13 protein-coding genes are annotated in these 13,600 nt (G+C 63.5%); 6 read left to right on the forward strand and 7 right to left on the reverse strand.

Going from position 1 to position 13,600, the window contains the following annotated elements; genetic code table 11:
- Positions 1-26 precede the first annotated feature (26 nt).
- On the forward strand, positions 27-536 hold the full coding sequence (locus V1279_RS01720; RefSeq protein ID WP_334431852.1) for a DUF2380 domain-containing protein: 510 nt from the start codon (positions 27-29) through the stop codon (positions 534-536).
- 15 nt (positions 537-551) lie between these two features.
- Here the strand turns inward: V1279_RS01720 and V1279_RS01725 are convergent, their stop codons facing one another.
- From V1279_RS01725 to V1279_RS01745, 5 genes are all read right to left on the reverse strand, one after another.
- The gene (locus tag V1279_RS01725) at positions 552-2,312 is read right to left on the reverse strand and encodes a flavin-containing monooxygenase (RefSeq protein ID WP_334431853.1); all 1,761 of its coding nucleotides are present in this window, start codon (positions 2,310-2,312) and stop codon (positions 552-554) included.
- A 104-nt stretch (positions 2,313-2,416) separates the two neighbouring features.
- On the reverse strand, positions 2,417-3,508 hold the full coding sequence (locus V1279_RS01730) for a DUF2855 family protein (protein WP_334431854.1): 1,092 nt from the start codon (positions 3,506-3,508) through the stop codon (positions 2,417-2,419).
- A gap of 220 nt (positions 3,509-3,728) precedes the next feature.
- Positions 3,729-5,261 carry an acyl-CoA synthetase gene (locus V1279_RS01735; protein WP_334431855.1) on the reverse strand — a complete coding sequence of 511 codons (1,533 nt, stop codon included), beginning with the start codon at positions 5,259-5,261 and terminating at the stop codon, positions 3,729-3,731.
- The gene (locus V1279_RS01740; protein WP_334431856.1) at positions 5,258-6,454 is read right to left on the reverse strand and encodes an ABC transporter substrate-binding protein; all 1,197 of its coding nucleotides are present in this window, start codon (positions 6,452-6,454) and stop codon (positions 5,258-5,260) included. The genes V1279_RS01735 and V1279_RS01740 overlap by 4 nt, the downstream gene beginning before the upstream one ends.
- 59 nt (positions 6,455-6,513) lie before the next feature.
- Positions 6,514-7,488 (reverse strand): NAD(P)H-dependent flavin oxidoreductase, encoded by a 975-nt coding sequence (locus tag V1279_RS01745; RefSeq protein WP_334431857.1) that lies wholly within the window; start codon positions 7,486-7,488, stop codon positions 6,514-6,516.
- Between the two features lie 207 nt (positions 7,489-7,695).
- Here V1279_RS01745 and V1279_RS01750 point away from each other — a divergent pair, with 207 nt between their 5' ends.
- The gene (locus tag V1279_RS01750) at positions 7,696-8,583 is read left to right on the forward strand and encodes a LysR family transcriptional regulator (protein WP_334431858.1); all 888 of its coding nucleotides are present in this window, start codon (positions 7,696-7,698) and stop codon (positions 8,581-8,583) included.
- A gap of 161 nt (positions 8,584-8,744) precedes the next feature.
- On the opposite strand, the gene V1279_RS01755 is transcribed toward V1279_RS01750, so the two are convergent.
- Positions 8,745-9,398, reverse strand: a complete 654-nt coding sequence (locus V1279_RS01755; protein ID WP_334431859.1) for a DNA-3-methyladenine glycosylase family protein — start codon at positions 9,396-9,398, stop codon at positions 8,745-8,747.
- Between the two features lie 206 nt (positions 9,399-9,604).
- Here V1279_RS01755 and gluQRS point away from each other — a divergent pair, with 206 nt between their 5' ends.
- Positions 9,605-10,507, forward strand: coding sequence for a tRNA glutamyl-Q(34) synthetase GluQRS (gluQRS, locus tag V1279_RS01760; RefSeq protein WP_334431860.1), 903 nt, complete (start codon positions 9,605-9,607; stop codon positions 10,505-10,507).
- Between the two features lie 64 nt (positions 10,508-10,571).
- Positions 10,572-11,822 (forward strand): ATP-binding protein, encoded by a 1,251-nt coding sequence (locus V1279_RS01765; RefSeq protein ID WP_334431861.1) that lies wholly within the window; start codon positions 10,572-10,574, stop codon positions 11,820-11,822.
- Here V1279_RS01765 and V1279_RS01770 read toward each other — a convergent pair.
- Complete coding sequence (locus tag V1279_RS01770; RefSeq protein ID WP_442894867.1) at positions 11,746-12,606, reverse strand: YihY/virulence factor BrkB family protein; 861 nt, start codon at positions 12,604-12,606, stop codon at positions 11,746-11,748. The genes V1279_RS01765 and V1279_RS01770 overlap by 77 nt on opposite strands.
- A 191-nt stretch (positions 12,607-12,797) precedes the next feature.
- Here V1279_RS01770 and V1279_RS01775 point away from each other — a divergent pair, with 191 nt between their 5' ends.
- On the forward strand, positions 12,798-12,992 hold the full coding sequence (locus tag V1279_RS01775) for a twin transmembrane helix small protein (protein ID WP_334431863.1): 195 nt from the start codon (positions 12,798-12,800) through the stop codon (positions 12,990-12,992).
- Between the two features lie 22 nt (positions 12,993-13,014).
- The gene (locus tag V1279_RS01780; protein ID WP_334431864.1) at positions 13,015-13,587 is read left to right on the forward strand and encodes a cob(I)yrinic acid a,c-diamide adenosyltransferase; all 573 of its coding nucleotides are present in this window, start codon (positions 13,015-13,017) and stop codon (positions 13,585-13,587) included.
- Positions 13,588-13,600 lie beyond the last annotated feature (13 nt).

The following is a 13,600-nucleotide window of genomic DNA, read 5'->3' on the forward strand; positions in this document are numbered from 1 at the left end:
AGGAACCATTTGTGATGGAAAAGCTGATGAAACTACGGATGTTGAGCCTCGCTTTGACCGCCGCCGCTGTTGTCTGCGCCTGTTCTGTCCAGCAAGGTCGGGCGCAGGCGCCGACGCTCGTGCTCGCCGTCGCCGAAATCCACTATGTCGACACCTCGGGTGAGGTGATCGATCAAAGCACCGACCATCGCCGGCGGCTGCGTGAATTCGAAGCCGCGTTGCGCAGCGATCTGGTAGCGAGCGGAAAGATAGCGAATGCAGCGCTTGAATGTCCGCCAAACGCCTGCTCGGTGGGCGACATCCATGACGGTCAACTGCTGGGCAAGGCGAAGGAGGCCGGCGCCACCCATCTATTGATTGGCCGCTTTCACAAGATGAGCACGCTGATACAGCAGGCGAAATTCGACGTCATCGACGTGAAAGCGCGGAAAGTCGTGTTCGATCGCTATATCAGCTTCCGCGGCGACAACGACGCGGCCTGGCGCCGGGCGGAATCCTTCCTTGCCCGGCAAATCCTCGATCACGGCGAATGGTGAACGGCAGCGCTGGCGTCAGCGCTGCAGCAGCCCCTCCTCGATCGCCTTGATCTGCAGCGCGAGATGTTTTGAGCCGATGCGGCATTGCGCGAGGCCGCCGGCGATCAGCCAGAGGCCGGGCTGGCCGGTGCGGGTGTACATGTTACGCAGTTCCTGCTCCTCGCCAAAGCCCCAGATGGTGCCGACGCGCTTCTCTACCGCTTCGCCAAACAGCTTGCGCACCAGCTCTTCCTGGCGCTTGTAGCCGGTCGCTAGCACCACAAGGTCGGCGGTGATGGTCTCCCCGTCCTTCATCTTCGCACCGGTGGCTGTGAACCTTTCGAGATCGTCGAACTGCTTCAGCGCGATATCGCCTTTCACGATCAGGTCGGAGCAGCCGACGTTGAAGTAATAGCCGCCGCCGCGGGTGAGGTATTTGAACTGCCAGCCGGTATTGTCCTCGCCGAAATCGAGCTTGAAGCCGACGCGTTCGAGACCTTCGAGCAATTCCTTGTCGAGCGCCTTGGATTTCTCCGCCGTCAACGCGTGGCTCCTCCGCGCCAGCTTGAGCGGCATCGAAACAGTGATCAGGTCATTATCCTCCAGCGTGCCCTCATTGTAGGGCGCGTAGACCAGTTGCGCCGACGGCTCGATGCTGACGATCAGCGTGGAGGAGCGCTGGAACAGCGTGACCTCAGCGCCGCTGGAATGCAGGTCCTGCGCGATGTCGTGGCCGCTGTTGCCGGTGCCGATCACGATGGCGCGCTTGCCCTTCCAGTTCTCGCCGTCGTCATACTGGCTGGAATGCATCACCTTGCCGGCAAAATCCTTCAGCCCGGCAATCTCAGGCACGCTCGGAATGCCGCTGACGCCGGTCGCCAGCACGACGTGGCGCGGATGCATGGTGCGCTTGGAGCCGTCGGCGCAGCGCAGCGTCACTGTCCAGCGGCCGTCCTTCTCATCATAGCTGCCGCCCTCGAACTCGGTATCGGTCCAGAAGTTCAGCTCCATGGCCTCGACATAGGCTTCGAACCAGTTGGCCAGCTTGTCCTTCGGAATGTAGGTCGGCCAGTTCGGCGGGAAGTGCAAATAGGGCAGGTGATTGACCTGCACTTGATTATGCAGCGTCAGCGCGTGGTAGCGCTTGCGCCAGTTGTCGCCGATACGCTTCTCGCGATCGACGATCAGCGTGTCGACGTTCAACTGTTTCAGCCGCGCGGCGATGGAAAGTCCGGATTGGCCGCCGCCGATGACGAGGACGGTGGGATCGTGGTCGGCATATTCAGCGGAGGCCTTGCGCTGGTCGAGCCAGTTGGGGCCGCGAAAATCCCGCGAATAGGCGTTGCCGCGCGGGCGATTGACGCCGAGTTGCTCCTCGAAACCCTTCAGCTCACCAAGTTCGGTCAGCAGCGTCCAGGCTTTCAGACGGTGGCCATCGTCCGCATCGGGAATGAGGCGGATGATGCCGTTGCCGCGCCCGACATTGGTTTCGAATTTGAAAATGGCCTCGATCGCGTTGGTGCCGGCGCGCATCACCTTGCGCGGTGCGGCGCGACCGGGGGCGATGGCGAAGCCGCTCGGTCCCGCGTGGCGGGCCAGCGGCGGTAGGGCTTTCAGGATGGCGTCTCTGCCGTTGAGGGTCTGCATGTTCCAGCTCAGCGCCAGCACGTCGCGCCAATAGCTGTCGGGATGGAACAGGGTCTTCAGCAGGGCTTCATCGGGCTTTCCGAGCGTGTCCTCGAACTGCGCAAGCCAGGTGTCGGCGGCTACCGAACTGTCGTCCGTCCTGTCGAGCATGGGCGTTTCCCATCACGAGCCATCTATGCGGCGTTCCCTGTTCTGCGAGCCTATACCCATTCGGGACAGCGCAGAAAGGGTGTGAGGAGATATCGGTCATGCCGCTAGAGCGACAGGATAAGCCCCTGATCCGGCGGGACGCGGCCGTTGAGGGTGTCGAGATAGGCCCGTTGAACCGCCGCAGGCCCGTAGCCTTCGCGCACGTCCATCCATCGGTCCAGATTCGGAACGAACCCGGACCACGCCGCGCCAAACCGCATGTCGACGCCGCCCGGTCCCCATTCCTTGGCGCGCTTGCGGATCTGGTCCGGTGCGAAGAAAAATTGAGGTTTTGCGCCCGGCAGTGCCTGCGCCGGTTCACCAGGCGATGACTTGCGATGAGTGAGCCCAATGATTCCGCTGTATTTCATTTGCTCACCGAAGTGCCGGTGCAGCGTCGCGCGCAACGGGCTGTTGCCCGCCATATCGACATACGCGACCGCGGAACTCGTCGGCAGCGAGCTTACATTGTCATAGGTTACGACCTCGTCGTAGCAGCCAAGTGATTGGACGAAGCCGGTGTTACCCGCCGACGTCAGCCCGATCACCTTGATGCCGTTGCCCCTGGCATGCAGAAGATACGCGAGACCGTAAGCAGTCTTGCTGGAGGCGGAGGAGAGCATCACGCTTTTTGCGCCATAAAATTCATTCTCGGCGAGAAAGTCATCAACCAGGAACGACAGCATGAACAAGGGGCGCAGCAGCGCCTGATAGTCGCCCTGTTTACCGACAAAAGCCGGGTCGCCGTTGACGCGCGCATAGGCGTTGTAAACCGGCGCCACGCCCTGCCGGTGCGCAGCGGCATCGCGAAGGCCGCGCTTGCTGACGTCGGCGGCTTCAATGACAAGATGCGTCGCCATCGGGAAATAGCCGAACAGCGTTTCGCCTGCGGCAATGCCGGCATGCCTTGAAGCGACTACCTCACCTAATCCCCATACCGGAACGTTGCCGAAACCTTCGGGCGCCGGAAACAGTTGCCAGTACTTCAGATGATCGCCGAGCACGGCATAGGTGATGTTGTTGGCGGTGAAGGCGAAGCGCGTGACCTTCACCAGCAGCGTCTCGTCAGGCAGCGCGGCTGCGTCGGGCAGTTGCGTCTCGATTACCTTGCATTGCTGCAGATCGTTGCGGGCAACGATGAAGTCGGTGGCTTCCATTGTTTCGATCCCTGCTTCTCACATGCAGCGATCTTTGCGCCATCCGATGAATGTTTTGCAACAGCAATGATGTTTAAAACGCTGTTCGGATTTGGTTGCAGGAAGGCTATCCTCGTCATTGCGAGGAGCGGAGCGACGAAGCAATCCATCTATCCCCGCGGGGATAGATGGATTGCTTCGCTTCGCTCGCAATGACGTGGAGGGAGCGGAGGGTTAGCCCTCATCCAATCGCCCGCAATCGCCCCTCGGCATACAGATCGCGCAGCTTGCGCTTGAAAATCTTGCCGGTGGCTTCGCGGGGCATCGCATCCATGAACTGGATGTCCTTCGGCACCTTGAAGTTCGCAAGGCGTCCGCGCAAGAACTCCTGCACCGCGGCCGGCGACAGCGCGGTATTCGCTTCCGACTCGATGCAGGCAAACAGCCGCTCGCCGAATTCGTCGTCGGGAACCCCGAACACCGCGCAGTCGCGCACGCCGTCCATGCCGATCAGCGCGTTCTCGATCTCGGCGGGATAGATGTTGACGCCGCCCGAGATCACCATGTCGCGCTTGCGGTCGCACAGGAACAGATAGCCGTCTTCGTCGAGGTAGCCGACGTCGCCGACGCTGACGAGGCCGTCGCGGCCAGCCTCAGTGCGCGCCTCGGCCTTGCCGTGATAGTCGAAATCCGGCACCGACATCTGCCGCATGAAGATCTCGCCGGGCTCATTGACGCCGCACAATTCGCCGTCCGGGCGGAAGATCTTGACCACGCCGCCTTCGATGGCGCGGCCGACGGTGCCGGGTTTTGCCAGCGCCTCTTCGGCCGAGTGCCACACCGGAATGCCGGTTTCGGTCGAGCCGAAATATTCGTTGATGACCGGTCCCCACCACTCGATCATGGCGCGCTTGACCTGCGGCGGGCAGGGCGCCGCGCCGTGCACGATGAAGCGCAGCGACGACAGATCGTAGCGGCCCTTGACCTCATCCGGCAGCCGCAGCAGGCGCACGAACATCGTCGGCACCATATGCTGGTGGGTGACGCGATGACGTTCGACCAGTTGCAGCATGTCCTCGGGATCGAAGCGCGGCTCGAGCACGATTGTGCAGCCGCTGCGGAACGCCAGCATGCCGTAGGAGTTCGGCGCCGAATGGTACATCGGGCCGTTCATCAGGATGACCTGGTCCTCGTTCGGCTTAACGCCATAGGCGATGCCGCCGACCCGCGCCGAGGCCGCCGCCTGTTCCGGCGTCATTGGCTTGCGGCGTACGCCCTTGGGCAGACCGGTGGTGCCCGACGTGTAGAACATCGGCGCGCTGCCGACCGGAGCTTCCGGCAACGGCGCATGCGTGTCGCGCCAACGGTCCCAGTCGATCATGCCATCGGGGACTTGCGTCAGCGCGGCTGATACGTTGAAGGCGATGGCGATTTCCGGCGGCGTCGTCACCACCAATAGCTGCACATCGGCGGGCAGGCCGTGGCGGATCTGCGGCAGCAGGTCGGCGTGGCAGACCAGGATTTTCGCGCCGCTGTCGGCCAGGATGTAGGCGACTTCCTCGGCTTTCAGATGCCAGTTGATCGGCACCACCGGGCTGCCCAGCGCCGCCGCCGCGCCCGAGACTTCGAAGAACGCAAAATCGTTGCGCAGCATCATGCCGACGGGCGTTCCGCCACTGATACCGAGCGCCCTGAAGCCCGTCGCCGCCCGCGCGATGCGGGCGTGGATCTCGGGATAGCTGATTTGGCGTTCGCCGCTGATGATCGATGTCATTTTTCCTCTCGGTCGTCCAGAATTTCTCCGAAGCCGACCCAGCTCTTGCCGTCGAAGCGACGCAACCGCAATTGCTGGAACGGCAGGTAGTCCTCGGCATCGGTCGATACCGTGATGCCCGGCAACAACAGCGGCAGCGGCACCTCGCGCAGCGACGCCGCCTGCTTCATGATGTTCTCGCGGCTGAGATCGTCCTTGCAGGCTTCCAGAACCTTCACCATGAGGTTCGCATAGTGATATCCGGCAGCGTAGTTCGAATTGGTCAAGTCTGCATTAGGCAGATACTGCTTCATGAAGGCGAAATATTCCTTCACGCCGGGATCATTGGCCCATTGCGCGTCCAGCGTGTCCTTCACGTTGCTCGACGAAATCAGGCCGACGGCGTTGTCTAGGCCAGCCGGTTCCAGGAACGAGATCGACGACGCCGAGGTCGGCACGAAGAACAGATCCGGCTTCCAGTTGATCTCGGTAACGCCCTTGATCATCTGCGAGGTGAATTTGCCGAGCACGACGCCGAACATCACGTTGGCCCCGGAGGCCCTCAGCGTCGCGAGCTGCGAGCTGATGGTCGGCGCGCTGGTTTCGTAGGTTGCTTCCGACACGATCATGGTCGCGGCCTTGTCGCCCAGGCCGCGCTTGAAGCCGGCGACGTAATCGCGGCCGAAGTCGTCGTTCTGGGAGAGGATGGCGATTTTGGCGTCAGACTTGGTCCGCAGGATATGCTTGGCATAGACGACGCCTTCGGACTGGTAGGCCGCCATTCCCGGCATGGTCCAGCGGAAATTCTTCGGGTCGGCCCATTTGGTCGCCCCGCTGAGCACAAAGAGCTGCGGCACCTTCTTGCTGTTGAGGTAGCGATGCACCGCGTTGTTGGTGGCGGTCCCGAGCGAGCCGAACGTCAGCAGCACTTCTTCCTGTTCGACAAGCTTGCGCGTCTGCTCGACCGTCTTGGGAGGCGAGTACGCATCATCGAGGCTGATGAACTTGATCTTGCGGCCATTGATGCCGCCCTCCGCGTTGATCTTCTCGAAATAGGCCTCCTGCGCCCGGCCGATGATGCCGAAGCCGGATGCCGGCCCGCTATAGGGCAGCGTCTGCCCGATGCGGATTTCGTCCTTGGCGCCCTCGGCGAGAGCGACCGTGCTTGCCAGCAACGCAAATGCAATCGTCAATAAGGGTCGCGACACTCTCATTGTTTCCATCCCTCTGTTTTGTTTGTTTGATAGTTCGCTGCTGTTGGAACCGGCGCATCTTAGGCGCGCGCTCGGTTGAGAAAGTCACTGCTGGCCTCGGTGAACTCGTACTTGAGGCGTTCCACCAGTTCGGCAACCGGCGGCGCGTCCGCGATCTGGCCGATGCCCTGGCCTGAGCCCCAGATGTCGCGCCACGCCTTGGCCTTGGTGTTGCCGCCGGAGCCGAAATTCATCTTCGACTTGTCGTTGAGTGGCAGATTGGCGGGATCGAGGCCCGCGGCCACGATCGACGGGCCGAGATAATTGCCGTGCACGCCGGTGAACAGGTTCGAGTAGACGATGTCGTGTGCCGCGTGCTCGACCAGCGCGGACTTGTAGGCCGGATCGGCGTTGGCTTCTGCGGTGGCGATGAAGCGCGTTCCCATGTAGGCCATGTCGGCGCCGAGCGCGAGCGCCGACGCGATGCCCCAGCCATCGGAGATCGCACCCGACAGCAGGACGGTGCCCTTGAACCACTGCTTCACCTCGCGCAGCAGCGCGAACGGCGACAGCGTGCCGGCATGGCCGCCGGCGCCGGCGCAGACCAGAATGAGACCGTCGACGCCATGGTCGGCGGCTTTCCGCGCATGCTTGACGTTGATCACGTCATGGAAAACCACGCCGCCATAGGAATGCGCGGCCTCGACGATTTCGATCGGCGGGCGCAGCGAGGTGATGATGATCGGAACCTTGTGCTTCACGCACGTCTCCATGTCCTTCATCAGCCGGTCGTTGGAAGCGTGGCAAATCTGGTTGACCGCGTAAGGCGCGACCTTCTTCTCCGGATGCAGCGCCTTGTACTCGCCGAGTTCGTTCTCGATTCGGCTCAGCCACTCGTCGAGCTTCTCGACCGGGCGCGCGTTCAGCGCGGGGAACGAGCCGACGATGCCGGCCTTGCACTGGGCGATGACGAGTTCCGGTCCGGAGACGATAAACAGCGGCGAGCCGACCACCGGCAGTTCGAGCGTATCGGCAAGCGAAGCGGGCAACGGCATTCGGTCTCTCCCTTGATCGCGCAAGGCCGGTAACGTCCGGGGCGCGTCTGTTGCTGTTGATTTGCGAGCGTCGGGCCGGGCGGAGCCGCTGGCCTGCGCTTATTACCGATCATTATAGGGCTGGACGGGGCGCCCCGTCTGTTCAATATTGAACAGATTGCTCGTCAGGAATGAACACAGGCTGCGCGCGTCGCGGCGGAGGAGCCGATGGACTGGGACCTGTGCAAGACCTTCGTCGCGGTGGCCGAGACCCGCAGCTTCGCCGCCGCCGCGCGGCAGCTGCGCTCCAGCCATCCGACGGTCGGCCGCAAGATCGCCGAGCTGGAAGGCCAGCTCGGCATTCCCCTGTTCGCGCGCTCCAACGACGGCCTTTCGCTGACCTCACAAGGCCGCAAGTTTCGCGAGCATGTCGAGGCTATGGCGGCGGCGGCGCTGCGTGCGGAAGCCGCGGTGTCGGCGACGGGAGCGCAGGCGCGCGGCGTCGTCAAGCTGTCGATTGGCTCGACGCTCGCCTCGCACTGGCTGATGCCGAAGCTCGGTCCGTTCCTGCGCGCGCATGACCATATCCAGCTTGAGATCATCACCCATCCCTATCCGGCCAGCGTGCGGCGCCGCGAGGCCGATGTCGTATTGCGGCCGGTGGACAGCGGCGAAGAGAATTTGATCGGGCGCAAGATCGGCCGTCTCGGCACCGGCTTCTACGCCTCGCGGGATTACGCCGCGCGGCGGCGGCTGCCGGAACGGCGCGACGAATGGAAGGGGCACAGCGTCATCGGCTTCGCCGATCGATTGTCGAACGAACGGCTGGCGCGCTGGAGCGACGCGATCGCGCGGCAGGGCTCGATGGTGATGCGGTGCTCGTCGCAGGGCGACATGCTCGCCGCCGCGCGTGCGGGCCTGGGGATTTCGACGCTGTCCTGCTTTGTCGCGGCCGCCTATCCGGATCTCCTCCGCGTCGCGCCACAGAAGCTCACCAGCGTGGCCGATCTCTGGCTGCTCGCGCATCCCGACCTGGTCGAACTTCCGGCTGTGCGGGCGGTGATCGATTTCGTCACGGCTTCCGCGCGCGAGGACCGGGTGCGGCTGCGGGGCTGAGAAGACAGATGGAGTTAGGTGACACTCTCCGTTCCCCGGACGCAGCGCAGCACGCAGTGATGCGCTGCCGAGCCGGGGCCCATGAGACGATGCGCGCGGCGAGATGGGTCCCGGCTCTGCGGCGCAGCGCTGAAGCGCCGCACCGCGTCCGGGACACGAGATCAAGGCTTGCTCACGAGCACGCCCTCGCGCTTTTTCAGCATCCGATAATAACTCCACCACAAGTGCGCCGCTGCCCCGCGCAGCGGACGCCACGGCTCCGCCAGTGGCGCCATCTGCTTGGCGTTCGGGCGCGTCTGCAGGCCAAGGCCGATCTTGATCGCTTCCTGTATGGCGATATCGCCCGCCGGCCAGGCATCGCCATGGCCGAGGCAGAACAGCAGATAGACGTCGGCGGTCCACGGGCCGATGCCGTGCAGCGCGGTCAGGGTGTGGTGGGCGGCATCCGCGTCCTCTTCCGCCAGCACGTCGAGATTGAGCCGCTCGGCGGCGAGTTCGCGCGCGATATTCTTCAGCGTCTTGATCTTGGCGGCCGAAAGCCCGAGACGGCCGAGGCGGTCGGCGCGGGCCTTGCGGATGACGTCATGGTCGAACGGATCGAACGCCGCCGCCAGCCGCGCCCAGATCGCCGCGGCACTGACTGTGGACAATTGCTGGCCGCATACGATCGCCGCGAGGCCAGCAAAACCCGGCTCGCGCTGCCGCAGCGCCGGCATGCCCGTCAGCTCGAAAATCGGCTTCAGGCGCACATCCTGCTTGACCAGCGCGAGGACGGCGTCTTCGAGATCGGACTGGCTGCTGAGGTGGATGGGCATTGCTAGCTCAAAACTCTCTCGGTCGTCATGGCCGGGCTTGTCCCGGCCATCCACGTCTTCTCTTTTCAATCGCACGGCATTCTTAGTTATAGCAAATGAGTGGGACACGGCTGCGCATTCACTCCGATCGAGGCTTGACATACCTGTCATGAGGCACCGAAGACGTGGATGCCCGGGACAAGCCCGGGCATGACGAGAACATTGTCATGCCGCCACCCGTTTTCCGATTCGCGCCGAGCCCGAACGGCTACCTCCATCTCGGTCACGCCTATTCGGCGCTGCTGAACTTCGACCTCGCGCGCCGCACTGGCGGGAGATTCCTGCTGCGGATCGAGGACATCGACGCGACCAGGTGCCGGGCGGAATTCGAGGCGGCGATCTATGAAGACCTCGCCTGGCTGGGGATATCCTGGGAAACGCCGGTGCGGCGGCAATCGGAGCATTTTGCGCGCTATCGGGAGGCGGTCGAAAAACTGGCAGGCTTGGGCCTGATCTATCCGAGCTTCGAGAGCCGCGCGGAAATCGCTCGTCTGGTTGCGCAACGCGAAGCCTGTGCGCCATGGCCGCGCGATCCGGACGGGGCGCCGCTCTATCCGGGTGCCGCGAAATCGCTGTCGCCGAACGAACGCAGCCGGCTGATCGAGCAGGGCATGCCTTACGCGCTGCGGCTCGACATGGCGGCGGCCCGCGCGCGTACGAATGCACTCACCTGGATCGAACATGGCGAAGGTCCTGATGGTGAGACCGGTGTCGTGGTCGCCCAACCCGAAGCCTGGGGCGACGTCATTCTCGCGCGCAAGGAGACGCCAACCAGCTATCATCTGTCCGTTGTGATCGACGACGCCTTGCAGGGCGTGACCGACGTGGTGCGGGGCAGGGACCTGTTCTGGTCGACGAGCGTGCACCTCTTGTTGCAGCAGTTGCTCGGTATCCCGCAACCGATTTATCGGCATCACCGGCTCATCGAAGATGCGTCGGGAAACAAGCTGTCGAAATCGACGCAAGCCACGGCCTTGCGCGAATTGCGTGGACAAGGTGCCCTGCCTGCGGACATTCGCAGCCTCGTCGGTCTGCCCGACGAGTCCCCTAACACTACTGGGGGTTGTTGAAAACGCCTCCGTGACATCGGCCGCCACCGCGTGTCATGCTGGTCGCGGCAGAGGAAGGGGGACCATGGCGGCAAAGCGGCGCTCACGGCGCATCACACGGCCAGTCAAGAAGCGGCGAGCGAAGAAGCGCGTATCCAGCGCCGCGACAAACGCGCGGAGTACGCGCAAGTCCGCCGCCCCCGGCATGGTCGAAACCGCGCTGGCGGCGTTTGCGCACGAGGTCCGCACGCCGCTCACAGGCATCCTGGCGATCAGCAATCTCCTGGCGACCTCTGAGCTTGGCGAGCGCGAACGGCGCTGGGTCGACACCATCAAGGCGGGAGCGGAACATCTGGCGAGCCTTGCGACCCTGTTCGTCGACGCCGCTCGCAGCGGCGGTCCCGGGCTCGAAGTACGGCAGGACTTCTTCGACCTGCGCACGCTCGCCCGCAATGCCGGCGATTCGCTGGCCGGGCGCGCGGCGGCCAAGGGGTTGCAGTCGTCGGTGGTTATTTCCGAAAAGCTCCCGGGATTTGCCATCGGCGATCCCGTCCGCCTGCGCGCCGCGCTGGAAAACCTGATCGACAATGCCGTAAAATTCACCGACCAAGGCAGTGTCGCCCTCCAGGTCACGCCCCTGCGCAGCCTGAAAGGCAAGGTCGCCGTTGCATTCGAGGTCTCCGACAGCGGGATCGGCCTCACGCTGAGCGAGATCAAGCGCCTGTTCCGGCCGTTCTCGCAGGCCAATGCCTCCATTGCATCGCGCTTCGGCGGCGCCGGGCTCGGATTGTCGTCGGTCAAGCAACTGGCGCGCGCCATGGGCGGCGACGTCACCGTGGCGCAACGGCGGGGCGGCGGCGCTATCTTCACCCTTAGTGTCGTGATGTCGCCCGCCGACGAGGCCGTGACGGCGGCATCCGGCGCCGATGGCGAGGTCTCGATCAACTCGCCGCGGCCGTTGCGCCTGCTCAGCGTCGAGGACAATCCGTTCGGCCGCGTCGTCCTCAACGCGATCCTGACCGAGCTCGGTCACCAGGCCGAGTTCATCGGTCAGGGCGAGGCGGCGCCCGAGCGGATCGCGCAGGGCGCATTCGACGCGGTGCTGATGGACATGGTCCTGCCGGGGATCAACGGCATTGAAGCGATCACGCGCATTCGCGCGCTTCAGCCGCCGCTCGGGCGCATTCCGATCATCGGCATATCCGGCCGCAGCGAGGACGAGGCGGCATCGCGCGCCGCCGGCGCCGATATCTTTCTGGTCAAGCCTGTGTCTCCGCGCGCCCTGGCGACTGCGCTGCATGAAGCGACATCCCCTTCGGCAACTGCGACTTCATGATGGCTGCGTTCAGTTCGCCGCCATAGACGAAAATCGCGGCAATGAAATACAGAAACACCAGCGCGATGATGACCGAGGCGAGCCCCGCATACATCGTAACGTAGTTGCTGGCGAAGCGCGCCAGATACTGGCCGAAAACGATGCCCGAGATCAGCGATGCCACCATCGTAAAGACGATGCCGGGAAGGATCTGCAGAAAACTTCGGCGGCCGCAGGGCAGCCAGGCATGCAGCACGAACAGCGCCACGATCATCGCCGTGATGGTGATGCCGTAGCGGGCGAAATTGAGAAGGCTTTCATTGGACTCGACAAAGAACGGAATGTGGCGGCGTGCCGTCTCCAGGATCAGCGGACCGAGCACGATCAAGAACGCCATGGCGAGCGAGGTGAAGGCGGCGACCAGCGTATAGCCGATCGATTCCAGCCGCAGCCAGTACCACGCCCGCGGCTCGACCACCGAATAGGCGCGGTTGAGCGCGACCCGGACCGCCTCGACGCCGTTCGATGCGAAATAGACCGCCAGCACCGCGCCGACGGTCAGGATGTCGCCGCGCGTCGTGGTCAACACGTCGTGGATTTCGCCTGACAGCGCGTCCGCGACCTGTTGCGGCCAGGTCTGCAGCAACAGCCCCACCGCTCCGTCGGCCAGCTCCTTGGAGCCGAAAAAGCCGGCCAGCGACGTCAGCACGATCAGGAACGGGAACAGCGCCATCAACGTCGACAACGCGATATGGCTCGCGATCGCCCAGCCGTCATCGGCAAGGAACGTATAGAACGCCTCCATCACCACGAGGTAGACGTAGCGAATGAGCCTCACATCTCACCTCGATCAGAGTACGGAAGTCCGATGCTAAACTTGGGCTAGCATCTGATATTATTGGCTTAAAAGCCAGATCGTCGAGCGGTTGTGCGAGGGGTTGTGCGAAGGATTGTCGACGTGTGGCAGTCGGCGCTTCGCGGTGTTATGTAGCGCCGATGGCATCCTTTCTGAGTTCGATCGTCCTCCCGATCGCGGTTGCGGCCGTGGCCATCGTGCTGCTGCTCGGCCTCGTCAACATGATGCGGGGCGGTTCGCCGAGCCGCTCGCAGAACCTGATGCGGCTTCGGGTGTTGCTGCAATTCATCGCCATCGTCATCACCATGGTCGTGGTCTGGGCGATGGCTAAATAAGGGCAGGAAAAGGAAAGCGCCAATGGTCGTACTCAACCGCATCTATACCAAGACCGGCGATGACGGCACCACGGCGCTCGGCAGCGGTGAGCGCCGCCCGAAATACGATCTGCGCATCTCGGCCTACGGCACCGTGGACGAGACCAACGCCGCCATCGGCGTGGTACGGCTGCACCTCGGCGAAGCCCGCGAACTCGATGCGATGCTGGGACGGATCCAGAACGACCTGTTCGATCTCGGCGCGGATCTCGCGGTGCCCCAGCGCGACGGCAAGGCCGAGCGGCTGCGGATGCTCTCGAGCCAGGTCGAACGGCTCGAGCGCGACATTGACGTGCTGAACGAGCATCTGGCGCCCTTGACCTCGTTCGTCCTGCCCGGTGGCACCCCCGCTGCGGCTTACCTGCATCTCGCCCGTACCATATGCCGCAGGGCGGAACGGATCATGGTGGAACTCGCCGCCAACCCAGAGGAGCCGGTCAGCGAGGCCGCCATTCAGTATATGAACCGCCTGTCGGATTTCCTGTTCGTCGCCAGCCGACATATGAATGATAATGGGGCCGGAGACGTGTTGTGGGTGCCCGGTCAGAACCGTTAAGGTACCCTTGTCC

The organism is Bradyrhizobium sp. AZCC 1610 (assembly GCF_036924515.1).
Classification (GTDB): domain Bacteria; phylum Pseudomonadota; class Alphaproteobacteria; order Rhizobiales; family Xanthobacteraceae; genus Bradyrhizobium.